This window comes from Streptomyces sp. R41 (genome assembly GCF_041053055.1).
In the GTDB taxonomy this organism is placed as follows: Bacteria; Actinomycetota; Actinomycetes; order Streptomycetales; family Streptomycetaceae; genus Streptomyces.
Genome location: NZ_CP163443.1, coordinates 84,393 through 107,279, shown reverse-complemented (window position 1 = coordinate 107,279; position 22,887 = coordinate 84,393). Strand labels below are relative to the sequence as shown.

Below are 22,887 nucleotides of genomic sequence, written 5' to 3'. Positions count from 1 at the left end.
GGTCGCACAAACCGTGCGTACCAGGCCGGTCTCCGATGACCCGCCGACCGAACGCTACTGCTCGCCATGTATGACCGCCGTCCACGAGAGGATGCAGTCTGAGGCACGCTGATCGGGCGCACGCCCCACTGGCGTCGGGCGTCGCACAGTGCTCAGCATTTCGCTGAAAGTCGCAGTCGATTCTTCAGTGTTCAGCGCATCGCGGCCTCTCGGGGTGGCGGTCGCCGTCGTTTTGTGGATCAACCTCATGGCCAGGCTGCTGGTGTACTGCGCCGCCTAGACGGCGACAGTGACGGCGGTGCAGTCCGGCGAAACAGCCGAGGGGAGGAACCGGAGCCTGGAATCAGCCCCACAGGCGGTGACGCGCCGCAGCGGGCGACGGCCAACGGGCGTGCACGGGCAACACCGCGCCACCCGTGAGCCGAACGCGAGGCCGCGATTTCCGTGTTTGTCCTGCCGGTCATGTCGGCAGGACCTGACCCGGCTCCACCGCTGTTACGAGGACGGCGACGGTCACCGAGCCGGGGGCGTCCCCTTCCGCTGCCGCGGCCACCGCCGCACGGACGGCGAGGGAGACATCGAGAGCGCGATGAGTCTCGGCGACCGCCAGCTGGATCTGGACGTGTCTGTCTGGGGGCTCGTCGCTGTCCTCGATCCGGACGGGGCGAGCAAGTCCTCCTCTGGCCATGGGCGTGGGCAGTCCTGGAACGGGGGCGAGGCGGGTCACGCCGGGGACAGCGATGGCAACGGTGGCCAGCTCCGCTGCCGGGTCCCGCACCGGCACCGGCCCGGGCGACGGGTGCCCGGGCTTGGTGACCGCGACGTGCGAGGCACTGGTTTCTCCGGCTGCACTTTCGGAGGCTTCGGCCGCGGTCGGCTGCTGCGCCGACGCCGCAACCTCCAGCAGATCCGTCACATGCAGATCGACCTCGGCCACCACCAGCCCGAGACGTTCGACAGCCGCTGCGAGCAGCGTCTGCCGCAGCTGCTCCGCGATCTGGGGCAGCGGCTGCCGTGCCGGCGCCGAGAATTCCGCCTCGATCCGCAGCGGTCCGGGCGGCAGTGCGGTCCAGGGTGCCGGAATACTTGGCTCCGGCGCTGCTTCCGGGTCAGCCAGGCGGATCCGCAGCGTGCCCGGCCGAATCCCGGATACTCCGGAGGGTGCGCGGCTCAGTACTCCGCTGGCCGCTTGTTCGGTGATCCAGGACCCGTCCTCGGGGCCGCCGAGCGGCAGTAGTCGGCCCAGGCCGAGTTGCTGCCGTACGGCCTTGGCCCATCCGTCATCCGTCATCGTCTCTCACCCCTTCTCTTACCGCGTTCTTTCGCTGCCGTGCTGTGCCCAGACTGCCGGAACTACCCTGTTGCGGCTGCTCATGCCGCCTGTTCGGTGGGGCGGTCCCACGCCTGCCGCATGCCTGGAGCCGTGTCAGCGAAACGGACTTAAGGTGGAAAAGCGGACGGCAGGTTCCTCTCCTCGGAAGGGACGACCGGCTATGACCGATACCGGACAGCAGAACCGGCCCGAGAACTCCGGCGCCGAGTTCACGGGGGACAACCTCAGGAAGAACGTCGGCGCGAAGCGCGGCGGCGAGCCCGGCACCCGGGGCCGGACCACCATCGCCGACGGTGTAGTCGAGAAGATCGCCGGAACGGCAGCCCGTGATGTGGTCGGTGTCCACGCGATGGGCAGCGGAATCTCCCGGGCCTTCGGCGCCGCGCGGGAACGCGTACCCGGCACCACCAAGTCCGTCTCGCGCGGGGTCAAGGTCGAAGTCGGCGAGACACAGACGGCCATCGATCTGGCGATCGTTGTCGACTACGGCGTCTCCATCACGGATGTGGCGGGCGCCGTGCGGGAGAGTGTGATCTCCGCCGTCGAGTGGATGACGGGCCTGGAAGTCGTCGAAGTCAACGTGGCGGTCAGCGACGTGAAGCTTCCCGACGAGGAGGACGAAGAGGAAGAGCCGTCACGGCTGCGGTAGCCGACCGGCGGTACAAGAAGGAGGGCACGATGAGCATGGCCGTGGTGGGCTTGGTTGCCGGGATGGCGCTCGCCTTCGCCGGGTATTTCGGCGGCTTCGGGGCTTTTCTCTTGGTGGCGGCGCTGGGCGCCGGCGGATTCGTCGCCGGGCGGTTCCTGGACGGTGACCTGAAGCTCGGCGGCTTCTCCCGAACCCGCGAGCGCGTCGACCGGCGACGGTGACCAGTGCCCCAGACCGAGGCCACGGCCAAGGCGGTGCCGGCAGGCGGCCGCGGTGCGACTAGTGTCGCCGATCGGGTCGTCGCGAAGATCGCCTCCCAGGCGGCTCGCGAGGCGCTGCGCGGATTCAGCGAGTCCGCCCATCTCGTCCCTCCCGGCCGTTCGAAGCCGCACGCGACGGTATCGGTTCGGCCCGCACCTGAACGCGAAAGAGCTTCGCGAGGCGCTGCCGACACGGGCGCCGCCGAGCGGAGGACCGTGCTCGGTCAGGCGCGGGTGCACATCGCGGTGGAGCTGGGCTACCCGTCCGACATCGGCGCGCAGTGCGGTGCGGTCCGCCGCGCAGTCGCCGAGAAGGTGAGCGGGCTGACAGGCATGGACGTGCACACAGTCGTGGTCTCGGTCGAACAGCTGCATTCAGCGCACACGCGGGGCATGAGGCGGGGGAGGACGAGATGAGCGAACAGGAGCCGGAGCCGGCAACCCAGCGTGTGCCGGCCATCTACCCCGATCTCCCTTCCGGAATGGGGTGCTCGTCCACCGCGGCGGGCACGCCCGGACCGGGCGCGACGGTAGGCGCCGACTCCGGTCGGCACGTGCACCGGTTCTGGTCCGCGCGACGCGTGCCCGCGACGGTCGTGGCCATGCTCGCGGCAGCGGGCATGGGGCTCTTCCTGTACGACGTGGCCGCCGTACGGACTGGCCGGTCCGCGATGCGCTGGCGGCGAAGGCTCGCTGACGAACCGGCGACCCGGCCCCTCGACACGTGCTTTTCCGTCGCCCTGGTCGGGTCGACGGGGCGGAGTGGTCAGTGCTTGAAGGCGTCCTTGATCTTCGCCCCGGCCTGCTTGATGTTGCCCTTGACCTGGTCTCCGCGGCCCTCGGCCTGCAGGCGCCGACTGCCGGTGGCGCGGCCGGTTGTCTTCTTGGCACCGCCCTTCATCGCTTCGGCTTTGTGCGCGATCTTCTTCGCGATACTCATGGGGAGCCACCCTGGGTGAGTTGTCTGCTGGGGTTCGGTGGGAGGAGTATCCGTGGCGCTGGCCGGTCAGCGTTCTGCGTGTGCGGCAGCACGTCTACTGGGGGGCGGATCGGTGCCCGAACAAGTGCAATCTGCTGCGACGACCGCCGTCCGGGGTGAGAGTGCGATCACCGTGGGGTGAGTTCCCCCGCGCGTTCGCGTCCTCCGCGCGGGCGGGCTCGCGTCCGTCGACCAGGTCGTCGCGGTCCCTCCCGGCAGAGGCCGTTTCGCCGCGGGACTGCTTGACTCCGCGGCGCGAGACGCTGCCTCGGCGAGAAGGGCGTCCGCGTGCACCGGTCAAGAGCAGGATCAGCCCGAACAGGGCCGCCGCTCCGACGATGATGCCGTACAGGAACAGCGTGCCGGTGGAGCCGGTCATGCCGTGGCCGAATACCGAGAACCCGCCGGTGAGTTCATGCCCGCTGGCGCTGTTGGTGAGAACACCGGCCACGCCGACGACTACCGCGGCGATCAAGATGATGAGTCCGAGGATGACGATCATGATGCGCTCCGGGGTCTACCTGGTAATTACAGTAGAACCGCAGCGCCCACGAAGCCACCGCGACAGGGACGGCAGGATCCCCGGGGACTGGTGGCCCACTCGCTGGGGACCATCGACCGCGATGCCGCTCGGCCGCGACCTAGCCAACTTCCGGGCACTCAGGTGTGGGTTTGCGCTGAGGCGGGCCGGGGACCCTGGGTAGGGGGATTACTCCGCGAGATCGGAGGACATCATGATCATCCTTGGAGTCATCCTGCTCGTCATCGGTTTCCTGGCCAACATCGCCATCCTGTGGACCATCGGGATCATCCTGCTCGTCATCGGGGCAATTCTGTGGATCCTGGGATCGCTGGGACACGCGGTCCGTGGACGACGGCACTACTGGTAGACGGCCTAAGTGCGGATCATCCCGATCCGTTCCACGCACGACCCGCCGCGAGGTATCCGGCGACAGGACAAAAAGGATCTTGCGAAAGAAGCGCCCCACTACGCCGACGCCGGTATCCGTCCTGTTCGGCAGGCTGAGGCTGACACCAGCTACTGCTGCGCGGCGGACGGAATTCCGCCCCCGCGGTTGGGTGACGATTCCGTTGCACCTAATCCCAGCGTCGTCGTTGGAAGGGCATGGACTTGTACCGCGGCCGTGAATCTGCTCTGATGACCGGCCCATGCCTATGGGCGCGTACCGGCTTGAGGCCAACGTCTGGCCTGTCCGTGGCCGGGTACCGCTCATCCGTTTCGCCCACGCGCAGGCGATTCGCGCCGCTTCACGAAGATCATTTCACTGAGAAAATCTCACTCCGTATGCCGGTGGAGGCGGCAATCCGAACGCGGTACCCAGGAGTCAGTCGTCCGATTGCAGTGGAGTCGACACCGACCTAGCGGTTAGATCCTCAGGCTTATCCGACAAAGACGGCATAAATTCCTATGCCGTCTTCCCGTTGATGGCCTCGAATGGAGGATTCATGTCGGCGATGACCGGTACTCAACCCATGCAGCAGGCCGGCCCGCAGACGGGTGGTCAGCAGCAGCTCGCCCAGGTGGTCCAGCAGGTGATCCAGCAGGCCTGTCAGCAGGCGAGCCAGGAGGTCGCGCAGCGAGTGGAGCAGACCTTCCACCAGATCCAGCAGATCAAGCAGCAGCTCCAGCAGCAGGGCATGGCCCAGCAGGCGCACCCGTACCTCGCTCTCGCGCTGCACCGCTCGCTGCAAACCGGCATCCAGCATGCGGTGGAACAGTCCGTGCAGCAGGCGCTGCCGACGGCGATCGTGGCGCTGCTCCAGCAGGGCCAGCAGGGCCAGCAGGGTGGTGGGTTCGGTCAGCAGGGCCAGCGGCCTGGCTTCGGCTACGGCCAGATGGGTCAGCAGCCGTTCGGTATCGGCTGACGCCTGGGCGGCGCGATGCAGTGTGCCCGGAACAGTTCCCGGGCACACCGCATCACCGTGGAAGCGCGAGCCTCCCCCCTGCCACCGGATCAGGAGCACAAGTACGACGTAGGCGTGGTGAAGGTGGACGTGATGGTCAAGGGCAGGCCCGAAAACAGCAGCGAGAGCCGGGCCGAGGGTGCTTGCCATCACAAGAGTTGGGATACTCGACGGAGCGTCCCATGGCCAAGCGCGGACAAGTGCACCGGGGGGTTGAGCTCACAGCCCCGGTGCCGTCCGCTGGGCGCGCGTGCCGTCATCTCCGGTCTGCCGCGTGAAGGCGCCGCAGCCCCCGGCGCAGCTCCCGCTGTATCGGTTCCGGGAGCGTCTTGTCCCTCGTCGTGGCGACCAGGGCTGCAGCCACGTTCCGGAGTTTGACGTTGCAGTGCTGCGATACGTCCACCAGCAGGTCCCAGGCCCGCTCGCTGGAACACGGTGCCAGGGCCATCACCATGCCGCGCGCTTGGTCGATCACCGCTCGGCTCGCCAGCGCCTGCTCCAACTGCTTGTTCTTGGCGCGCAGTTCGACGACCTCGGCCAGCAAAGCCGCATCCCTCGCCGAAACCACAGCCGTCAACAGAGGCTGTTCTTCATGGGGCGTGGTCAGCTGGTGCATGGTGCGTACCTCACAACGCAGTCCTCGCAACGCAGTCCTCATGTCCATGGGCGTTCAGCGGCGCGCCAGCTGCCTCTCCCCGGCTGCACCGGGCTGGTAGGGCAGGCCGTAGTGTTTGAAGATCGCTTCCTCCTGCCCGGCGGGCAGCACGTCGTCGGTGCCGATCGAGGGAGCTTGCTTCACCAGCGTTCTGACATAGCCGACCTTGAGATAGCCCGGCCCGGCGATCGCGTCCTCGATGGGGACGAAGAGCAGACGGTGCCGGGTGGGCAGTCCGGTCCGTACCGTGGCCATGGCCGGTTCATCGGTGGTGGTGTCCACATAGACCGCTTCGAGCACACCGATCTTGTGGCCCTCGGTGTCGACGACGTCGCGGTTGCGCCATTCGCGGACGTCGGCTGCGTGAATCATGACCTTCCCTTTCCGGACGGCTCATCCGCCGGTGGTGAGTCGCACCCCCGGTCTTCCGCGTAGAGCCGCCGCAGTGCGCGCCGAAGCGCCCGCTGCATCCGCCACGAAAGCGGCTCCCCCTCCCAGGCGGCGACCAGAGCCGCAGCCACCTCCGGAAGTTTGGTGTTGCACTGCCGCGAGATGTCCATCAGCAGGTTCCTGGCCGGCCCCCGGCGGCAGGGGGCCAGGATCATCACCATGCCGCAGGCCTGGTCGACGACCGCACGGGCGGCCAGCGACCGCCGCAGCTGATCGATCTCAGCGCGCAGCGCCACGACATCCTGACCCGCCGAGTTCTCTACCGAGGCCTCGGCTCGCAGATCCCACCAATCCTCTGGGAGCATGGTTGTGCGATGCATGGCATCTACCTCTCCACGATTTCCACGCATCCGGCGTGGCTGAAGCCGCCCCGGAACCTCTGGATGTCAGGCAACTTCACAGGTCACCCGCGGCGTTCGCGGTCCCGCCGGTCCTCGCCCCTCCAGCGCGCCCGGTGCTGACGGCTGTAGCGACGGTCCCAGCGGTCCTGACGATCCCGGCGGTTCTCGTAGTCCCGGTACTCCCCGAGATCGGACCCGTCACCACGGATCCAGCCCCCGCCACCACCGCGGCCATACCGGGTGGCGCCGAAGACCAGCACGGCCGCGGCCACCCACCAGAGGGGATTGAGGAAGCCGAGGCCGAACAAGACCACGATCAGGACGAGAAGCAGAACGAACACGGCGGGCCTCCCCGGGAGCGGAACCAGGCATCACTGCCGGGGACTGGGGCCTGTGCGAACAGCGTAACCCTGCCCAGAGGTTGCGGATAGCGCCCCATGTAACGGTCTTCTACCTGGTGCAGATGGCCACTTGCCGTCTGTTCAGGGAGTGCGGCGAGGGCTACCGTGCACGGTACGGCCCGAGCCCCCGGCAGCGTCGATCACCTCTCGCGCTCCTTCGAGGGCGCACCTCGCGCATCGGTGCCGGAACCTGCCCCGCCACCAACGGGCCGCTCCCGCACTCGCCGTCGCTACGCGATCCTGACGCAGCCTCGATGCGCCCCAAGCGGGCACCGTCCATCTGCTGCCCGCCGCGCCGCACACATTTCACGACAGGCGACACACATGTACGCGCTGATCGTTCCGGCTTCGACGCCCTTCGTCCTGCTCGCCACCGTGCTGGCCCTGTCCTGGTGGGAGGACCGCATCCTGCCGGCGCCGCCGGCCGAGCCGGTCGACGCTCCCGCCGAGGCTCCGTTTGCCCCAGCGGCCCCTGCCCAGCTCGCAGAACTCCCCCGTGCCGACACTACGTTGACAAGGGAAGTTGCCAGGCGTTGACTGACAGCACGGCGTAGGGCTATGCCGCTCCGGATCACTCGGGGCGACGCATTCCACCTTCCCGCTTCGCCCAGACCCCGCGGAACACAGGAAATCCCCGCGATCTGGAGGCCCGGCGATGATCCTATGGATTCTTCTCTTTCTGCTGATCCTGGTGGTGTTCGGGTTCGGCTTCACCATGCAGGCCCTTTGGTGGGTCGCCGCCGTCCTGCTGGTCGTCTGGCTCGTCGGCTTCGCGATGCGCGGACGCGGCGGGGGCAGGCGTGGCGGTGGCGGCCGCCGGTACGGGCGCAGTCGCGGGTAGTCCACACCAGGCGCTCTCCCGCCCGCGGGAATGGCGGCTTGTACGGCAATCACGCGCGGGAGCCCATCCAGCGAATGAGCAGAGGACAACCATGAGCGTCGGACAGACGATCAAGCACAAGACCCAGGCATTCAAGGGCCGGGTCACCGAACGCATCGGCCGGACCACCCGCAACAGGCGACTGCAGCGCGAAGGCAGGACCGACCAGATCTCCGGAAACCTGAAGCAGTCCGGCGACAAGGCCAAGGACGCCTTCAGGCACTGACCACAAACGCCCCGGGTGGTGCCCACGTCGCGTGGACACCACCCGGCAGGCCAACGCGGAGTCAGCCGACAGGAATTGATGGGGACGGTAATGAAGCCAAACAACCTACGAGCCGAGAGCCAGAGAAGGCCGCCATGCTCACCATCGTGATCATCGCCGTGATCGTCATCGCGGCGGTCACCGTCCTCATCGTCGGACGTGGACGCATCCGCGACGGCGGCGGGCGCGGGCTCAAGCACCGCTTCGGACCCGAGTACGACCGTGCCGTCGCCGACCACAACGGCGACACCAAGGCTGCCGAGCAGGAACTCGGCGAGCGCGTCAAGCAACACGGCTCCCTCGTGGAGCAGCCGTTGTCGCCCGAGGCCCGCGCGCAATACAGGGCTCAGTGGGCCGACATCCAGGAACAGTTCGTCGACTCGCCACAGAAGGCCGTCACCGCGGCCGACGCACTCCTTGCAGGCCTGGCGAGGGACCGCGGCTTCCCCGACGGCGAACAGTTCGAGGAGCAACTCGCTGCTCTTTCTGTCCACCACGCCGCCCATGTCCACGGCTACCGCTGCGTGCACGCAGCGGCACACGGCCAGGGCGACACCGAGGACATGCGGGAGGCCATGATCGAGGCCCGAAGCCTCTTCGAGACGTTGGTCACCGAACAAGCCGGCGACTTCGACCGGCACCGCCCGCCGTCCCCCGACGGCAACGGCCACGCCCCGTGGGCACTGAACCGACGCCACGCGAAGGGAAGCAGCACCTGATGTCGCACAACGCCGAACACGCACGGCACCCCCAGCCCGGAGGCACGGATCCCGCGCCCCAGCGCACCCCGCAGACCCAGCGGGCCTCTCAGACACCTCCCACCCAACCCGCTCACACACCGCGTGAACCCGCCACCAACGCCGACCGCCCCAGCCCCAGCCCCGATCGCAAGCCGGTCGCGGAGCTGCTCCCGCAGGGCGAACATGACAAGCTCACCCTGCGCCTCCAACAGGCCCTCAACACCTTCGTCGACAGCCCACGCCAGGCCGTGGAGGAAGCCGACAGTGTCTTCGACGAAGTCGCCACCCACTTCACGAGCACCCTCACGGAGCAGCGGCGCGTCCTGCGATCGGGCTGGCAGGACCAGGAAACAGATACGCAGACCGAGGAACTACGGCTCGCGCTCAGGTCGTACCGGGAGATCACCGAACGGCTGCTGCACATGTCAGCACCCGCCAGCCAGTAACACTGCCCTCCCCGCAGGAAACACAGCCGCCGCAGGGAACCGGTGCATGCATCACACCGGTGACTGCGGCGGCTGTGTTCTGGAATCAGGGGGGAGCCGACCGGTCACCCGCATCGCAGTCACGGTCGGCAACTAGGTTCGGCACGACGGGCATCACTCCTGACTACTTGCGCCCACTTGGCCTGCTCTGGTCGGCGGTCCCAGGGCCGCACGGGCCTCGGACCGTGCGGCGTGCCGCCTGACGAGCTGCGGCAACAGCCCCCACAGACCGCTGCACACAGCAGCGTCGCGCTCCCCGCCATCATGCCCTCGACCCGGCCGAGCACCACGTCCACGACGAGCAGCACGGAACCGGCGAGAGCCAGCATCAAGACGCTCATACCCGCCCCCTCGAGCCGTGGAGAGGTCCGCACGATCTCGGGCTTGGCCCCGCGCTGAAACAGCGTGCGGTGCAAGGCAGCCGGTGCAGTGAACAGGGCCGCCGCGAGCACCGCGCGCAGCAGAGTGGTGATGTACATGGTGCGCTGCGCCGTATCGAGCGTGGGGAAGCGGGCGGTGAAGGCCAGCGTCAGCAGAAACGCGAACAGGATCTGCGCGCCGTAATTGCGGTCGGCCAGCTCCAGTGTCGTCTCCTCGCGCGGGGTACGGGAATTCTCCTCAGCCATATCCTGGCAAGCTACTCGAAGGCTGCGGAACGACCCCCCGGCCGGACAGAGCGTCCCGCGCTTCTTGAGGTGGCTGCGTGCCGGCCCCAAGAGGCGTCCGAAGCGGCGAACGCCTCAGTTCCGTCAGGGCAGTTCAGCCGGTCGGTACGGCGAAGCGCAGGATGCGGCCCCAGGTGGAGCCGTACTGCCGCCACAACGGGCCGGTGACGTACGGGATGCCGTACTTCTCGCAGAGTTCGCGCACCTGCGGGGCGATCTCCGCATAGCGGTTGCTGGGCAGATCGGGGAAGGCATGGTGCTCGATCTGGTGGCCGAGGTTTCCGCTGAGGATGTGGAAGAGCGGACCGCCCTCGATGTTGGCGGAGCCCTGGATCTGGCGCAGATACCACTCGCCGCGGGTTTCGCCCTCGATGCGCTCCCCGGAGAAGGTCTGGACGGCCCCGGGGAAATGGCCGCAGAAGATGATGGTGTGGGTCCACACGTTGCGCACCGTGTTGGCGGTGAGGTTCCCGAGCAGGCAGGGCAGCGCGGACGGGCCCGCGAGCAACGGGAAGATCACATAGTCCTTGGCTAGCTGGCGGGTGGCCTTGGCAAGAAACCCGCTCACGTCGTCCAGGAAGGAACGCCACGACTTGCGACCGGCGGCGACGGCATCGGGCTCCAGGTCGTACAGCGCGATGCCCCACTCGAAGAGCGGCGCGAGGAGGAAGTTGTAGAACGGCTGGGCCAGATGGCGCGGACGCCAGGCCTGCTCGGCGCTCATCCGGAAGACGACGTACCCGAGGTCGCGGTCGAGGTCCACGACGTTGGTGTACGTGTGGTGCAGGTGGTTGTGGGTGTGCTTCCAGGCCTCGGCGGGCGTGAGGAAATCCCACTCCCAGGTTGTGGAGTGGATGGCCGGGTCGCCCATCCAGTCCCACTGACCGTGCAGGATGTTGTGGCCCAGCTCCATGTTCTCCAGGATCTTGGCGAGGGAAAGCATGGCCGTGCCCGCCGCCCAGGCAGGCGGAAATAGCGAGACGGCGAGGGCGAGCCGGCCTCCCGCTTCCAGACCGCGCTGGGCGGCGATCACGGTACGGATGTAGTGCGCGTCGCCAGCGCCGCGCGCGGCGATGATCTCGGAGCGGATTCGGTCGAGTTCCTTGCCGAACTCCTCGCCGACGGTGGTCTCAGGGGGTGCGAGAGCAGTTGCAGTCACAGGGGACTCCTCGTGTGGCTGGGCATCGGGGGCCAGCGGCCGGTTGCCGCCGAAACGAGAGGGAGATCTGGGTCAACTGGCTGGCTTCGTCGTGAAGTTCGGATCACGTCAAGATTGGTTCGATGCCCTGACACCGAATTGGGACGCGGTGCATCGCCGCAGCCGAGACAGCGTTGACGATTGCCGGAGGTCGAGTCCTGCCTCGCCGAATGGGAATGCGCGAAGGCGCTGCCGAGACCTGCGTGCACCACGCGCCTCCCTGGGGCGGAGCAATTGAGCTGCTGCCGGGGGCTCGGGCCTCACCGGGCAGCCTAGTGCCGCCCTCTGCTCTGCGAACAGTGCCCCTGCGCCCAACCCCCGGAGGGAGAAGGATTGATCACGTCGTCGTGCCGCGATCGTTCACCAGCTCAAGTGGCCTTTCACCCACATCTAGCCAGGATGCCCCGGCCTTCAGGCTGGGGAGGAATGGCTTCCTCGGTCTTGCGGCGCGGAGCGCCGCAGCATCGCTGCGCAGCACAAAGCCCCCAGGGCGGCCCCGAGTTGACCTACTTTGTTCGGGCTTACTAGGGTCAGCTGTGTGAAGATTGTTGCGCAGGTGAAATTGCGGCCCCGGTCGGCTTATGACGCCGACACGCTGGCCGCGACCCTGCGTGCCTGCAACCGAGGTGCCAACTGGGTCTCCACGGTGGCGTTCAACAAGGGCCTCAAGCGCCGCAACGAGTTGCAGGACGAGGTGTACTACGACCTCAAAGCCACCTTCGATCTGTCGGCGCAACCGGCGGTGCGAGTGGTGAAGAAGGTCGTGGACGCCTACGCGACGATGGCCGGGAACATCAAGGCCGGCCACCTGACCGGCAAGGCCAGGCGCAAAGCGGAGTCCAAGCCGATCGTCTTCCGCGAGGACGCGGCCCAGCCGTTCGACGACCGGTGCCTTACCTGGAACCTGGACGAGAAGACCGTCTCCATCTGGACCGTCGCGGGCCGGATCAAGGGCGTGCCGTTCGTGTGCTCGCCCGAGGCACTGAAGATGCTCCAGTACCGCAAGGGCGAGTCCGACCTGATGCTGCGTGACGGGACGCTCTATCTCGTCGCCACCATCGACCTGCCCGAACCCGCAGCGTATGAGCCTGACGGCTTCCTCGGCGTGGACCTCGGCATCGTCAACATCGCCACCACGTCGGACGGAAAGATCATGTCCGGGCGGAAGGTGAACCGCTACCGGCGGCGCATGAACCGCCTGCGCCAGAAGTTGCAGGCCAAGGGCACCAAAAGCGCCAAGCGCAGGCTGAAAGGCATCCGCCGCCGCGAGGCCCGGTTCGCCGCCGACACCAACCACCACATCGCCAAGACAATCGTCAAGACCGCTGAACGCACCTCGCACGGGGTCGCCCTGGAAGAGCTGAAGGGCATCCGGCAGAGGGTCACGGCCAAGAAGGAACAGCGGTACCGGCTGCACTCGTGGGCCTTCGCCCAGCTCGGCGCGTTCGTCGAGTACAAAGCACGGCGGGCAGGTGTGCCCGTGGTCTTCGTCGACCCGCGCAACACCTCCCGCCAGTGCTCCGAGTGCTGGCACACCCACCGCACCAACCGGGTGTCCCAGGCCTGGTTCGCGTGCCGCTCCTGCGGAGTGGTGATGCACGCGGACCGCAACGGCTCCCGCAACATCGCCCACCGTGGCGAGGCTGTGTGGCAGCGGGGCGCAGTCAACCGCCCCAACACCGTCAAGGTGTAGGACGTAGGCCAGACGCCACAGCCAGTGGCGGACAGGACTTACAAGCCTCGGGCTTCAGCCCGAGGTAGTTGACAGCGAGGCTTCATGACGCGGGGACGGCATAGCTGGGTGAGGCGCGGACTGACTGTCATCGTCGTCCGCTCAGTCGGCCATCCTGATAGGCCGACGATGTGAAGCCGCCCTGTTGCGGGTCGGCGAGCTGCGTCAGTGCGTGTACCGCTGCGTCCATTCTGTTTGGGGAGTCCATGCCGGCAACCCATGTCACCATCTGCTGCTCCAGCGTTGGCCACTCCCCAATGTGGTGAACGCGCCCCTGCTCGTAGAGCTGGGCGATCGGCTCCGCCCTCAACCTCTTGCCGTGCTTGGCGGTGACCGGCAGGACCGCGGGCATCGCCATGTTCTCGGTGCGCTGCTCACGCTGGAGTTCCTGCCAGGCCTGTTGGAGGATTTGGCGGCTCATGTCGCCGCCGTAATTGCTCTCCACCACGATGGCGTCCGCGCGCAGCTCGATCGCGAGAAGGCAGGTCTCACGGCCCCAGGAGTCGGCGCCACGGTTGCCGGAGCGGTCGTCAAGGACGTACAGGTGGCCGTCGCGGGCGGAGGCTGCGGCGACGATGCCGGTTTCGTCGCCGACCGCGGACTCTCCGCCCGCCGGGTCGACCGCAACTACGATGCGCGCCAGGTCGATGCCGCGGAATTGAGCTGCGCTGATGCGGGTTGTTGCTGGTCCACGGCCATTGCCACACGCCGCCGTCCTGCAGGCGCGGCTGCTGCATGTAGAGGCTCCACCAGACCCGCTCGCCCACGGAGCGCCGAATCTCGGCGAGCGCGTCGGTGTCGTACCGTTCCGGCCCTCAGCACCCTCACCGCCGCCATCAAGGCCCCTCGTCCTGAGCCTCATATCCCCGGCACGCTCCGAGCGGAGGCGTTCCGGTGCCGGGTGGAAGGCACGGACGGCCTTCCACCTGGCGTGATCCATACACAAGGCGCACGGGCGGCGTGGGAACGTGGGCGACATTCCGCTCCCCGCACCGGCTCCATAAATGACCGGGCTTACCGCACTCGGCAGTCGGCGCTGGGCCATTTGAGGCCGGGCACCCTGATCGTGCGAATGGCGGACGTAGTTCACGAAGGCGGTGGATCGCCTTGTGGATGTCGCCGCGTTACGCAGCGATTCGGTAGGGGGCACAGTCGTCGTCATCCATGAAGGTGCCCAATTCCGGTGTCCCCCAGGAACATAAAAGTACCTTTTGTAACCCTCGTCGCGCTCCTGCAGTGGACTTACTCACCGGGCGTCAACGCACCGGTCGAAGCGCTCGTTCTGCGCACAGGGCAGAAACTACCGGGCACTGCAGGCGGCGCATTCCCGCCTCAGCGCCTCCGGCACTGTTCCCACCTGCCGCGCCAGCGCCGCACCCTCACTCACCGAAGGGATATGCCCAGCAATGGATGGGCTCAAGGAAACGGTGAGCCTCGCCGCCATCGACTACAAGATCGGTCCCTATCAGGAAAGGCTATCCGCATGAAGAAGAATCACCCTGGGACGCGAGGGGCTCGAGGTCTCTCGTCTGGGCCTCGGCTGCATGGGCATGTCCGGGGGCTACACCGGCGCCGGTACTGACGACCCCGGGTCGATCGCCACGATCCACCGCGCCATGGAGCTGGGCGTCACCTATTTCGACACCGCCGAGACCTACGGTCCGTACACGAACGAGGAGCTGCTCGCCAAGGCGTTCGCCAGCCACCGCAACGAGGTGGTCATCGCCACCAAGTTCGGTCAGATCAACCACCTCGTGCCCGAGAAGAATGGGTTGCCGGTCCTCGGGCTGAACGGCACCCCCGAGAACGTGCGGCGGTCGGTCGAGGGCTCGCTGCGACGCTTGAACACCGACTACATCGACCTCTACTACCAGCACCGGATAGACCCTGGGACGCCGATCGAGGACACGGTCGGGACGCTTTCCGAGCTGATCGAGGAAGGCAAGATCCGCCACTACGGTCTGTCGGAGGCGGCGCCCGCCACCATTCGGCGTGCGCACGCCGTGCACCCGATGACCGCCATCCAGACCGAGTACTCGCTGTGGACGCGCGACCCCGAGGCCGAAGTGCTCCCCACCCTGCGCGAGCTCGGCATCGGCTTCGTGCCCTACTCGCCGCTCGGCCGCGGCTTCCTCACCGGCACGATCCGCTCGCTCGACCAGCTCGACGCCGACGACTGGCGTCGGTCCAACTCGCGCTTCGAGGGGGACAACCTGGAGGCGAACATCCGGATCGTGGAGCAGGTGGACGACGTCGCCAAGCAGCTCGGCGCGACCCCCGCTCAGGTTGCGCTCGCGTGGCTGCTCGCGCAAGGCGACGACATCGCGCCCATTCCGGGCACGCGCCGGGTCGCCAACCTGGAGCAGAATGTGGTGGCGGACGAGCTGGTGCTCTCGACCGAGCAACTGAAGCAGCTGTCCGAGGTGGTGGCACCGGTCGGCGACCGGTACGCCGACATGAGCCGCATCAACCGATAGTCCACACCGGTTCGGAGGGTTCCCGGCTCGCGTGAGCCGGGAACCCTTCGTCTGGGGCATGCACACACTGAGGTACGGTCACGTACTTCTCCGCTCAGGTCCGCCTGGGAACTGGGCCCTTGGTCTACGCCCTGCTCGGACTTCACAAGCCGATGGCGAGGCGCTCAATCCTCCCTAGCTCCCACAGCTCGCCGACCACGCTTCGGGAGTCTCGTACCGTTCCTAAAGACTGAGCATGAGTTGCACATGTTCAGCCGCGTGCCCCGAACGGTGTTGGGCACACTGGTCCCCCGTATTCGCTCCGCATCCGGTCCCAGCGCATCGTGTGCGTGGTCCGGGAATGCGGGGGCGGAGTTCCTCGCACCCATGAGCACGCCGGTCGGCCTGGACGGTCCGATGCCCCACACGATCGCTCTGGTCGTGTGGGGGCGGTACCGTCCGACGCCGGATCGGGTGCCCTTGGGCGCGTCGTCCAATCGCGATGCTCGCCGCATCGTGACGGGTGGTCTTGCGTTTGCTGCTGGTGAGCGGGTTCTGCCAGTGCTGGGCGCCCCACTTGGAGGTGTAGGCCGGGTCCACAGCGATGATCGCGATACCGGCGGCGTCGGCCATAGACGTCAGCCGGGCGCGCAGTTTACCCGTGGGCATGCCCGAGATGAGCTGGCGGAACCGCTTCTTGCGGCCATGCTTCTCGCGCGTCTTTTCCGCACCGAAGTCCAGGTCCTCAATCGCGACAGTGCGCACGCCGCAGGTCTTGGCCCAGTTCAGCAGCCGGGTGAGGGTGTGCCGGACCTGCGCGTCGCGATGTTCCGCGGTGCCGGACAGGTCGTAGAAGAAGCGGCGCGGCTGGCCGATCGGGTTGCCGTGGATATCGAGGCGCCATGCGGCGATGTGGTCAGCGTTGGTGTCGACGCCGATCACGCCTTCGGCGAGCGCGGCCTCGATGGGGATGGTCTTGGTTGGCTGATACTGCCAGGAGGCGGTCAGGTACCAGCGCCCGCGCGCCACGTCGTAGTGGATGCGGTAGGCCACAGCCCGGTTCGCTTCGATCCGGTTGGCCCATTCCTGCCCCCGGTGCGGGAACCGCACCCTTGCAGCGAAGACGTACCGGCCATGCTTTGCGTTCGCTAGATGAGCCAGCGGGGCCGGGAGCTTGATACTCACCTCGCCGTCCGGGGTGACGCGGATCGTCTCGTTCCCGCACCGCTTCCCGGACTCGCCATCCGCCTGGATGAACCAGCGCTCGGCCTCCCACCGCTGCCGCCATCCGGTCTCGGTGAGCTGCGCGGCCCCCAGGTTGTGCCGGGCACGGGCCAGACGCTTGCCTCCGCGCACGACGCGAACTCGTCCAGCCTCGCGGTCGGTCCGCTCGCGTTCCAGCCGGTCCTCAAGCACCTGCAAACGCCGGGCCTTGGCGAACCACTCCTGCTTACTGCGGTATCCGCCCGGAGCCTTCTTGCTGCCCTTCTCCCCGATCGGCAGGGACAGCCGATGCCGGATGGTCTTGATGCCGGCTTCAAGGTTCTGGATGTGCGCGAGCTGACAGCGGCGAGCGAGCGCCCACTGATCATGCGTGGCTTTGGTGATCGCCCCCGCCCACCGCGACGACGATTGCGAGGTCAGCTCCCGCTTCCGCGCCGCCCACGTGTCCGTGGAATGCTCCAGCCCATCGCGACAGCGGGCCGCGAGGTCCTTCGACGCGAGCGAACCCAGATGTAGCCCGACCAGGCACAACACCTTGTCATCCTCGGCCGTGAGGCCCTTGAAGCGGTCGCGGATCGCCACCCCGGACGGGCCGAGAGCAACGAACGGCGGATCGATCGGGCGGAGCTCAGCCACGCTTGGCGGCTTCCAGCGCCTTGCACGCCCTGTTCTTCGCCGACCTGCGCCCGTACAGGCGGGCACAGAACGAGGTCAGGACCTCCACCATGTCCCGCACGAGGTCGTCTTCAACTTCACCGTCGGTCAGGACCACCAAGCGGCGGCCGTGGGCGGACAGTGCGGCCTCGACGAGTTCGACGTTCATGCGGCCCAGTCGGTCCTTGTGTTCCACGACAACCGTGGTCACGTCCGGGTCGGCCAGCAGGCGGCGGGCCTTGGAACGGGCACCGCTCATGCCCGAGGCGATCTCGGACTCCACGCGCACCACCCGGTGACCGGCCTTCGCCGCCCACTCCGACAGCCGAGCAACCTGACGCTCCAGATCCGCCTTCTGATCGTGGGAGGAGACGCGGGCGTACAGGCCGATCCCGCCAACCGCCTCGGGTGCGGTGTTGGCCTCGACGTTCACCAGGATCGTGCGCGGCCCGACACGTTCAGCAGGCACCGGCAAAGTGCCGTTACGGAACCAGCGGTAAGCGGTATGGGGACTGATCCCCTGCGCTCGCGCCCACTCCGTAAGGTTCATGCCAATACACTAATACATAGTCTTACACACTCACACACACTCCAATGCCAGCAGTTCTCAACCCCTCGCAAGAGCGCTGGCAGTCGGGCCCGACCGCTTCAACCGTCCTGTCGAATACGAGTCGAGGTTCCCCAGATCCCCGCCGTTCAGGGCGAGTTGCCGAGTCGGTGGCCGGCCACGCGTCAGCGCGCCGACTCCGCAGGTCAGCGGGGGCGCCGTGTTACATCACCTGAGCTTCCCAAGCTGAGGTTCTGGCATCTGGCCTCCACTCCTGGTCGACATTGAGCTTCCGCAGGCCAAGGCCCTGCTCGCAGCCCACTGCCGACCCTCGGAGGAAGTTTAGAAAAACCTCATTCTCTGTTTATCGGACTTTAACTCTATGAGAAGATCCAGATCGCCCACGGCACGGGCTAACACGAGGCTGTGCCGGGCCCTTGCGTGTCCTCGTGCCGCCGCACGCGGGCGTGCCCGACACGACGCTCGGCACCATCCGGCACCGGCCTCGCGGAGACCGCCGGTGGAACCGAGAAATGAGGACCTCCCGAGGAACACCCTGGGAAGGAGAACGGAGTTACGTTGCGAAGAACAACGCGTACGGGAGCCCTGCTCGCGCTCCTGCTGACGTTCCTCACGCTGTCCATAGCGTCGTCGGCGCAGGCGGGCGACGTCCTGACCGAGAAGTCGGCGGGGCGTAAGTACGCGCTCCAGTCGAAGGCGGCCAGCGACAACGCCGGCAAGCCGGTGTGCGTCTCGGCGGAGATCAACGACGCCGGCAACCAGTCCGGCAAGCTCCGCGCGCGAACGAACTGCAGCGACCCGAGCAGCCTCGGGTCGTGGGAGACCTTCACGCTGCACACCGACGACAAGGGCTCGCACGCCGCCTTGCGTTCCGAAGCCAACGGCCTCTATGTGTCCGCCGAGTTCCACGACGCGGACTCCCATTTCGGCATGCTCCGGGCCCGGCAGACCGACGCCATCGGCAATTGGGAGCGGTTTGAGCTGGTCGACTTGAAGGACGGCTGGTACGCGCTGCAGTACAACTTCACCGAGGGCGGCACGTCCCAGGACTACTACGTCTCCGCCGAGGTCAACAGCACCGGCGGCGACGAGGGACTGCTGCGGGCCCGTATGACCACGACGCCGGGCTCCTGGGAGCGTTTCAAGCTCGTTCCGATCCCCGCCTCGTCGCAGCCACCGACCGCCGCGTCCACGCCGACGCGCAATATCCACGCGCTGACCTGGAACACCTGCAGCAACAACGGCGACTGCCCGATGTACGACTACTCGGCCGACGAGTTCGCCTACGCCGTCACGCAGCGGGCCGTCGCCGCGCAGGCTGACGTGATCTTCCTCGAGGAGTTCTGCGAGAAGCTGGCCAAGCCGCTGGAGCAGAAGCTGGAAGCCACCCTCGACGGCGGGGCGGACACCTGGGACGTCCGGTTCGCCCCGATCCAGTACAAGGTCGGCACCAGCCACTGGGCCCAGAAGTCGTGCGGCGCGAATCGCGGGGCCTACGGCGTCGCCATCGCCGTGCCCGCCGAGAACACCTGGTACAAGGCAGTGGAGCTGGAGTCCCCGGCGGACACGGAGCGCCGCACCGCCCTGTGCGCCGCTGTTCCGACCTGGGCCGTCATGGCCTGCACGGCCCATTTCAGCACCGGCGGCTCCGGCTACGACGACCCGAAGCGGTATACGCAGCAGGCCCAAGCAACCTACCTGGCGCAGCAGGTCGCTCAGTACAGCGGTTACCGGCCCGTCTTCGGCGGCGATCTGAACGCCACCCCGACCGTGACGCCGGACGGGAGCAGCGAGCCGGTCCTCCAGCCGCTGTACAACGCGTACAAGGAGTGCGATCAGCCTGCCAACAGGCCCACCAAGGGAAGCTCGAAGCTGGACTACCTCTTCGGCTCGACCTCCGCGACCTGGTCCGGCTGCACCATCGGCTCGAACACCGCCAACCCCTCGGACCACCAGCCCCTCTGGGGCACGGTGACTTTGCCCGCGCATTGAGCGCCGGGCTGTCCGGGCAGCGGACCGCACGCATGAAGGGGACCGTCCCACACCGAGACGGTGTGGGACGGTCCCCTTCGGTCGGAGCAACCCCCGCGGGCGCACGGCGCTGGGCGTCGCCGGGACCGTCCGGCGCTGTACACGACATCAAGGCCGCCCGCCTTCACGGCGTCATCGACGCCCTGACCGCGGCCGGCGTTCCGTGTTACCCATCTACCTAACATCTAACAAATCGGCCGAACAATTGATATCTATAGCGTTGCGGGTGTTTTCGCGAATAACCTGCAGAATTACGTTCGCCGCGTGGCGTCAACGGCGGGCGATGCTGTGGGCCATGGCCGGTGTGGCGGCTCTCGGATTCCTCATCACGCTGGAGATCGCCGCGCGCCGCTACGGCCTGCCGGGGCCGATCACCAACCAGGTGCGAGAGGTGATATTCGCCCCCCATTCGGGGCCGCTGTTGTACGCCGGTATGGCGTTGATGATGGTGGTGCTCACCTGGCGGCAACGGTTCATCGCGGCTGGTGTCGCGATCGGCATCGACGTCGCCTTCTGGCTGGTGCGGTGGGCGGTCGACGCCAGGATGAACTTCGGCAACGGCGCGTTGTGGGTGATTTTGGGCTATGCGGTCATCGCTGTCACGCGCCGCACCGGCCGGGAACGTGTCCTGCTGCTGAAGGGTGTCGGGCTGGGCCTGCTGCTGGTGGCCGGCCACAAGACTGGCGATACCTGGCTGCTCATCACGTCGAAGACCCGCCCGGCGGTGCTCGACCAGTACGTGGCAACCGCCGATCACGCGCTGGGCAACCCGTCGTGGCTGGCAGGGCGGATTGTCGAGGCCATCGGCCCGATCGGTTCCCATGTTCTCGCCGGTGTCTATGGTCAGCTCCCGCTGGCAGCGGCGATCTTCGCGCTGTACCAGCTGCGTAACGTGGCGGTCGAGCGTCGCTTCCCGGGCCACCATCTGGTGCGCACCTTTCTGGTCATCGGCCTGCTCGGGCCCGGCATCTACATGCTCTTCCCGGTGGTCGGACCGGTCTTCGCCTACGGCGCCGACGGCGGCCACTGGGCGGTGGCCAACCTGTGGCCGGACATGCCGCCGCCGATCTACACCCCGCACCAGATCCCGTTCGACCAGATCACCCCACGCAACTGCATGCCCAGCCTGCACACGGCGTGGGCCACCTCGCTCTTCATTCATTCCCGCAAGGGTCCACGGCTTCTGCGATTCGCAGGCGCGTTCTGGCTCATTGCCACGCTGAGCGCGACGCTCGGATTCGGCTACCACTACGGCGCGGATCTCGTTGCCGGTGTGGTGTTTGCTCTCACGATCGAGGCGGCGATGCGCTCGCTCGACCGTGGCTGGGACCGGCCAGGAATCCAGCTGGTCGCCTACGGTGCGACGGTCTTCGCCGCGCTCTTGGTGTCATATCGCTATCTGCCGATGGAGATGGCCAAACACCCGTGGGTGTTTGGACCACTTCTCATTCTGGCGATGACCTCAGTGGTCCACGGCTACGTGCGGACCACCAAGCTGTGGGATCCGAATGCGGCACCAGCGCAGCAACCGGAACCGCAGCCCGAGCTGGTTTGAGTCATGGTGCATCAGGTTGTGGGCTGAGCGCTTCCCGGGCTATGTGTGCACTGCGCCCCATCGCCGGTGGGGCGCCGGTGTACCTCGACCTACTGGAGCGTGGATGGCACTTCGGGATTCCCGAGTCCATCCAGTCGACGGCACCGGTGAATCGCTTGCGCGAGCACCTGGGCGACATCGTCGCCCAGGTGAACGACGCGTTCAGTGCAAAGAAGGAGAAGGAGAGCGGCGGATTCCACGACCATGTGATCATCCGGGAGCGGTCAGGGCCGAGTCTCGAGGAGGTCCTCGCTAGGAGCAGGGAACAACTCCACGCCGCTGTGCGGCGCTTCCAGGACCACGCAGAACTCCTGCAGGCGACCGACGAATACCGGCTCCTGTCTGACACCGGCCAACCAGGCGTCGAGTACTTCATCACGGGGATGGGCAACTGGCAGCGCTCCAACTACGACTGGCACAAGGAATCTGGCCGGTACGAGTGAAGGGCAGAACACCCGCGGCTGGTGTGATCAGCACCCTCCTCCACTTCCGAACACAGCTGCGGACATCATTTTCAGCCTCTGGGATTGTGGTTTCCAACCCTGCTGGTGGCGCGCCCTAGGCGGCGGGGACGGCCTACCCAGCGGCGGACCGGCGGGATCGTGTCGAGCAAGGCAGTAGCTGGGTGACGCCGTTGCGGTTGCCGTCGGTCGACAGCACCGCGAGCGGGGTGCCATGGCCGTCGGTGATCACAGCCGGTCGACCGAGGCCGGGCCGAAGCAGCACCTTGCGTAGGCGCTGCCACACTCCGGCATCGTTCCAGAGAGGGCAACTCGCCTGGGAATGACGTTGCCGCGTGAGGCGAGACTCGGGCTGGCCGCTAACTTCGCCGCTGCTATGCGGCCGCACGGAACTCCGGCCGGACATCGGCTTCCGTCATCGCCTCGCGATCCCGACGACCTCTACTGTCACGCCCACGATTCCAGCGTCTTTGCGGTCTGGACGAGCGTGAGACCGTGCACTCGATCGCGACGATCTGTCCGGGGCTGAGACTACCGACCACGTCGGAGACCTTGGCGGGTCGAGACAGGGGCGTCCCCACCACGGCGTCATGGTCGGGCCGCTGCGCGGTCGCGGCACAGGGGCAGCAACGAGTGTGCTGGGCCGCGCTGTACTCGTCATGCAGAGATCAACCAGGTGGCGGGGAGTCCCGCACGACGTCGTCCCTCACATAGGGGGTCTCGCCGATGGCGACGGCGCCCTTGCTGCGCGGGAACCGGGCCTCCGCCCACCGGTGTTCGTCGGCACAGAGCATGATCGAGGCCGTGTCGCTGGTGTCGACGGTGTCGACGACGATGCGCAGTGGGAACTCCCTGCTCCTCGCCCCAGGCCCGCCTGAGGGCAGCTGAGAGCCCCGGCAGGGAACCAGCCGCCGGCCGGGGCTCATCGTGCGTGTCAGGC

The 22,887-nt window shown here is 67.2% G+C and carries 26 protein-coding genes and 4 pseudogenes; 16 read left to right on the top strand and 14 right to left on the bottom strand.

The features are described from left to right. Window positions 1–460: 460 nt before the first annotated feature. Complete coding sequence (locus AB5J53_RS00630) at window positions 461–1,291, bottom strand: hypothetical protein (protein ID WP_369243680.1); 831 nt, start codon at window positions 1,289–1,291, stop codon at window positions 461–463. Window positions 1,292–1,493: 202 nt separating this feature from the next. Between AB5J53_RS00630 and AB5J53_RS00625 the strand changes: the two genes are divergently transcribed. The 4 genes and pseudogenes from AB5J53_RS00625 to AB5J53_RS00610 all read left to right on the top strand — a co-directional run. Next, on the top strand, window positions 1,494–1,982 hold the full coding sequence (locus AB5J53_RS00625) for an Asp23/Gls24 family envelope stress response protein (protein ID WP_369243679.1): 489 nt from the start codon (window positions 1,494–1,496) through the stop codon (window positions 1,980–1,982). A gap of 29 nt (window positions 1,983–2,011) precedes the next feature. Next, complete coding sequence (locus AB5J53_RS00620; protein ID WP_369243678.1) at window positions 2,012–2,203, top strand: hypothetical protein; 192 nt, start codon at window positions 2,012–2,014, stop codon at window positions 2,201–2,203. Between the two features lie 3 nt (window positions 2,204–2,206). Further along, window positions 2,207–2,659 carry an Asp23/Gls24 family envelope stress response protein gene (locus AB5J53_RS00615; protein WP_369243677.1) on the top strand — a complete coding sequence of 151 codons (453 nt, stop codon included), beginning with the start codon at window positions 2,207–2,209 and terminating at the stop codon, window positions 2,657–2,659. A 65-nt stretch (window positions 2,660–2,724) separates the two neighbouring features. Continuing rightward, window positions 2,725–2,964: pseudogene (locus AB5J53_RS00610) on the top strand (hypothetical protein); the annotation flags it as partial. 44 nt (window positions 2,965–3,008) lie between these two features. Here AB5J53_RS00610 and AB5J53_RS00605 read toward each other — a convergent pair. Beyond that, window positions 3,009–3,182, bottom strand: a complete 174-nt coding sequence (locus AB5J53_RS00605; protein ID WP_078983438.1) for a CsbD family protein — start codon at window positions 3,180–3,182, stop codon at window positions 3,009–3,011. 94 nt (window positions 3,183–3,276) lie between these two features. Next, window positions 3,277–3,723, bottom strand: a complete 447-nt coding sequence (locus tag AB5J53_RS00600) for a hypothetical protein (RefSeq protein WP_369243676.1) — start codon at window positions 3,721–3,723, stop codon at window positions 3,277–3,279. A gap of 232 nt (window positions 3,724–3,955) precedes the next feature. Between AB5J53_RS00600 and AB5J53_RS00595 the strand changes: the two genes are divergently transcribed. Together AB5J53_RS00595 and AB5J53_RS00590 are read left to right on the top strand one after the other, a co-directional pair. After that, window positions 3,956–4,111: a DUF6131 family protein gene (locus tag AB5J53_RS00595; RefSeq protein WP_369243675.1), complete on the top strand. Its 156-nt coding sequence runs from the start codon at window positions 3,956–3,958 to the stop codon at window positions 4,109–4,111. A gap of 586 nt (window positions 4,112–4,697) precedes the next feature. Continuing rightward, entirely contained in the window at window positions 4,698–5,108 is a 411-nt protein-coding gene (locus AB5J53_RS00590; RefSeq protein ID WP_369243674.1) for a hypothetical protein, read from the top strand. Window positions 5,109–5,403: 295 nt separating this feature from the next. On the opposite strand, the gene AB5J53_RS00585 is transcribed toward AB5J53_RS00590, so the two are convergent. The 4 genes from AB5J53_RS00585 to AB5J53_RS00570 all read right to left on the bottom strand — a co-directional run bounded on the left by AB5J53_RS00585 (window position 5,404) and on the right by AB5J53_RS00570 (window position 6,934). Beyond that, window positions 5,404–5,763 carry an ANTAR domain-containing protein gene (locus AB5J53_RS00585; RefSeq protein WP_369243673.1) on the bottom strand — a complete coding sequence of 120 codons (360 nt, stop codon included), beginning with the start codon at window positions 5,761–5,763 and terminating at the stop codon, window positions 5,404–5,406. A gap of 54 nt (window positions 5,764–5,817) precedes the next feature. Then, window positions 5,818–6,174: a PRC-barrel domain-containing protein gene (locus tag AB5J53_RS00580; protein WP_369243672.1), complete on the bottom strand. Its 357-nt coding sequence runs from the start codon at window positions 6,172–6,174 to the stop codon at window positions 5,818–5,820. Further along, window positions 6,171–6,572, bottom strand: coding sequence for an ANTAR domain-containing protein (locus AB5J53_RS00575; protein ID WP_369243671.1), 402 nt, complete (start codon window positions 6,570–6,572; stop codon window positions 6,171–6,173). Before AB5J53_RS00575 ends, AB5J53_RS00580 begins: the two co-directional genes overlap by 4 nt. Before the next feature lie 83 nt (window positions 6,573–6,655). Further along, window positions 6,656–6,934: a hypothetical protein gene (locus tag AB5J53_RS00570; protein WP_369243670.1), complete on the bottom strand. Its 279-nt coding sequence runs from the start codon at window positions 6,932–6,934 to the stop codon at window positions 6,656–6,658. Between the two features lie 718 nt (window positions 6,935–7,652). On the opposite strand from AB5J53_RS00570, the gene AB5J53_RS00565 reads away from it, so the two are divergent. The 4 genes from AB5J53_RS00565 to AB5J53_RS00550 all read left to right on the top strand — a co-directional run bounded on the left by AB5J53_RS00565 (window position 7,653) and on the right by AB5J53_RS00550 (window position 9,325). Further along, the gene (locus tag AB5J53_RS00565; RefSeq protein WP_369251969.1) at window positions 7,653–7,835 is read left to right on the top strand and encodes a hydrophobic protein; all 183 of its coding nucleotides are present in this window, start codon (window positions 7,653–7,655) and stop codon (window positions 7,833–7,835) included. 91 nt (window positions 7,836–7,926) lie between these two features. Next, window positions 7,927–8,100 (top strand): CsbD family protein, encoded by a 174-nt coding sequence (locus AB5J53_RS00560; RefSeq protein ID WP_369243669.1) that lies wholly within the window; start codon window positions 7,927–7,929, stop codon window positions 8,098–8,100. Window positions 8,101–8,234: 134 nt separating this feature from the next. After that, window positions 8,235–8,858 (top strand): hypothetical protein, encoded by a 624-nt coding sequence (locus AB5J53_RS00555; protein WP_369243668.1) that lies wholly within the window; start codon window positions 8,235–8,237, stop codon window positions 8,856–8,858. Beyond that, a complete protein-coding gene (locus tag AB5J53_RS00550) occupies window positions 8,858–9,325 on the top strand; it encodes a hypothetical protein (protein WP_369243667.1) in 468 nt (155 codons plus the stop codon). The genes AB5J53_RS00555 and AB5J53_RS00550 overlap by 1 nt, the downstream gene beginning before the upstream one ends. Window positions 9,326–9,478: 153 nt before the next feature. Here the strand turns inward: AB5J53_RS00550 and AB5J53_RS00545 are convergent. Both AB5J53_RS00545 and AB5J53_RS00540 read right to left on the bottom strand, forming a co-directional pair. Beyond that, a pseudogene (locus AB5J53_RS00545) lies at window positions 9,479–9,990 on the bottom strand (DUF6328 family protein). A 133-nt stretch (window positions 9,991–10,123) separates the two neighbouring features. Beyond that, on the bottom strand, window positions 10,124–11,188 hold the full coding sequence (locus tag AB5J53_RS00540; protein WP_369243666.1) for a fatty acid desaturase: 1,065 nt from the start codon (window positions 11,186–11,188) through the stop codon (window positions 10,124–10,126). Window positions 11,189–11,765: 577 nt separating this feature from the next. Here AB5J53_RS00540 and AB5J53_RS00535 point away from each other — a divergent pair. Then, window positions 11,766–12,920 carry an RNA-guided endonuclease InsQ/TnpB family protein gene (locus tag AB5J53_RS00535; protein ID WP_369243665.1) on the top strand — a complete coding sequence of 385 codons (1,155 nt, stop codon included), beginning with the start codon at window positions 11,766–11,768 and terminating at the stop codon, window positions 12,918–12,920. 127 nt (window positions 12,921–13,047) lie between these two features. Here AB5J53_RS00535 and AB5J53_RS00530 read toward each other — a convergent pair whose 3' ends face one another. Beyond that, window positions 13,048–13,821, bottom strand: coding sequence for a hypothetical protein (locus tag AB5J53_RS00530; RefSeq protein ID WP_369243664.1), 774 nt, complete (start codon window positions 13,819–13,821; stop codon window positions 13,048–13,050). Between the two features lie 631 nt (window positions 13,822–14,452). Between AB5J53_RS00530 and AB5J53_RS00525 the strand changes: the two genes are divergently transcribed. Then, window positions 14,453–15,436 carry an aldo/keto reductase gene (locus AB5J53_RS00525; protein WP_369251967.1) on the top strand — a complete coding sequence of 328 codons (984 nt, stop codon included), beginning with the start codon at window positions 14,453–14,455 and terminating at the stop codon, window positions 15,434–15,436. A gap of 222 nt (window positions 15,437–15,658) precedes the next feature. Here the strand turns inward: AB5J53_RS00525 and AB5J53_RS00520 are convergent, their stop codons facing one another. Both AB5J53_RS00520 and AB5J53_RS00515 read right to left on the bottom strand, forming a co-directional pair. Continuing rightward, window positions 15,659–17,275, bottom strand: coding sequence for an IS200/IS605 family accessory protein TnpB-related protein (locus tag AB5J53_RS00520; RefSeq protein ID WP_369243663.1), 1,617 nt, complete (start codon window positions 17,273–17,275; stop codon window positions 15,659–15,661). After that, entirely contained in the window at window positions 17,268–17,843 is a 576-nt protein-coding gene (locus AB5J53_RS00515; RefSeq protein ID WP_369243662.1) for an IS607 family transposase, read from the bottom strand. Before AB5J53_RS00515 ends, AB5J53_RS00520 begins: the two co-directional genes overlap by 8 nt. A 576-nt stretch (window positions 17,844–18,419) precedes the next feature. Here AB5J53_RS00515 and AB5J53_RS00510 point away from each other — a divergent pair. The 4 genes and pseudogenes from AB5J53_RS00510 (at window position 18,420) to AB5J53_RS00495 (ending at window position 21,929) form a co-directional block, all read left to right on the top strand. Then, the gene (locus tag AB5J53_RS00510; RefSeq protein ID WP_369243661.1) at window positions 18,420–19,853 is read left to right on the top strand and encodes an endonuclease/exonuclease/phosphatase family protein; all 1,434 of its coding nucleotides are present in this window, start codon (window positions 18,420–18,422) and stop codon (window positions 19,851–19,853) included. Window positions 19,854–19,963: 110 nt separating this feature from the next. Then, window positions 19,964–20,053 (top strand): annotated as a pseudogene (locus tag AB5J53_RS00505) (IS5/IS1182 family transposase); the annotation flags it as partial. A 122-nt stretch (window positions 20,054–20,175) separates the two neighbouring features. Beyond that, window positions 20,176–21,447: a phosphatase PAP2 family protein gene (locus AB5J53_RS00500; RefSeq protein WP_369243660.1), complete on the top strand. Its 1,272-nt coding sequence runs from the start codon at window positions 20,176–20,178 to the stop codon at window positions 21,445–21,447. 41 nt (window positions 21,448–21,488) lie between these two features. Further along, window positions 21,489–21,929: a hypothetical protein gene (locus tag AB5J53_RS00495; RefSeq protein ID WP_369243659.1), complete on the top strand. Its 441-nt coding sequence runs from the start codon at window positions 21,489–21,491 to the stop codon at window positions 21,927–21,929. A 169-nt stretch (window positions 21,930–22,098) separates the two neighbouring features. Here AB5J53_RS00495 and AB5J53_RS00490 read toward each other — a convergent pair. Further along, a pseudogene (locus tag AB5J53_RS00490) lies at window positions 22,099–22,248 on the bottom strand (IS5/IS1182 family transposase); the annotation flags it as partial. Window positions 22,249–22,615: 367 nt separating this feature from the next. Beyond that, entirely contained in the window at window positions 22,616–22,873 is a 258-nt protein-coding gene (locus AB5J53_RS00485; RefSeq protein ID WP_369243658.1) for a hypothetical protein, read from the bottom strand. Between the last annotated feature and the right edge of the window lie 14 nt (window positions 22,874–22,887).

Coding starts and splice junctions, on each gene's coding strand:
- AB5J53_RS00625 (WP_369243679.1), top strand. CDS start 1,494: ATGACCGATACCGGACAGCAGAACCGGCCCGAGAACTCCGGCGCCGAG.
- AB5J53_RS00515 (WP_369243662.1), bottom strand. CDS start 17,843: ATGAACCTTACGGAGTGGGCGCGAGCGCAGGGGATCAGTCCCCATACC.
- AB5J53_RS00485 (WP_369243658.1), bottom strand. CDS start 22,873: ATGAGCCCCGGCCGGCGGCTGGTTCCCTGCCGGGGCTCTCAGCTGCCC.
- AB5J53_RS00560 (WP_369243669.1), top strand. CDS start 7,927: ATGAGCGTCGGACAGACGATCAAGCACAAGACCCAGGCATTCAAGGGC.
- AB5J53_RS00555 (WP_369243668.1), top strand. CDS start 8,235: ATGCTCACCATCGTGATCATCGCCGTGATCGTCATCGCGGCGGTCACC.
- AB5J53_RS00595 (WP_369243675.1), top strand. CDS start 3,956: ATGATCATCCTTGGAGTCATCCTGCTCGTCATCGGTTTCCTGGCCAAC.
- AB5J53_RS00590 (WP_369243674.1), top strand. CDS start 4,698: ATGACCGGTACTCAACCCATGCAGCAGGCCGGCCCGCAGACGGGTGGT.
- AB5J53_RS00620 (WP_369243678.1), top strand. CDS start 2,012: ATGAGCATGGCCGTGGTGGGCTTGGTTGCCGGGATGGCGCTCGCCTTC.
- AB5J53_RS00605 (WP_078983438.1), bottom strand. CDS start 3,182: ATGAGTATCGCGAAGAAGATCGCGCACAAAGCCGAAGCGATGAAGGGC.
- AB5J53_RS00530 (WP_369243664.1), bottom strand. CDS start 13,821: ATGAGGCTCAGGACGAGGGGCCTTGATGGCGGCGGTGAGGGTGCTGAG.
- AB5J53_RS00580 (WP_369243672.1), bottom strand. CDS start 6,174: ATGATTCACGCAGCCGACGTCCGCGAATGGCGCAACCGCGACGTCGTC.
- AB5J53_RS00575 (WP_369243671.1), bottom strand. CDS start 6,572: ATGCATCGCACAACCATGCTCCCAGAGGATTGGTGGGATCTGCGAGCC.
- AB5J53_RS00495 (WP_369243659.1), top strand. CDS start 21,489: ATGTGTGCACTGCGCCCCATCGCCGGTGGGGCGCCGGTGTACCTCGAC.
- AB5J53_RS00600 (WP_369243676.1), bottom strand. CDS start 3,723: ATGATCGTCATCCTCGGACTCATCATCTTGATCGCCGCGGTAGTCGTC.
- AB5J53_RS00550 (WP_369243667.1), top strand. CDS start 8,858: ATGTCGCACAACGCCGAACACGCACGGCACCCCCAGCCCGGAGGCACG.
- AB5J53_RS00585 (WP_369243673.1), bottom strand. CDS start 5,763: ATGCACCAGCTGACCACGCCCCATGAAGAACAGCCTCTGTTGACGGCT.
- AB5J53_RS00630 (WP_369243680.1), bottom strand. CDS start 1,291: ATGACGGATGACGGATGGGCCAAGGCCGTACGGCAGCAACTCGGCCTG.
- AB5J53_RS00500 (WP_369243660.1), top strand. CDS start 20,176: ATGCTGTGGGCCATGGCCGGTGTGGCGGCTCTCGGATTCCTCATCACG.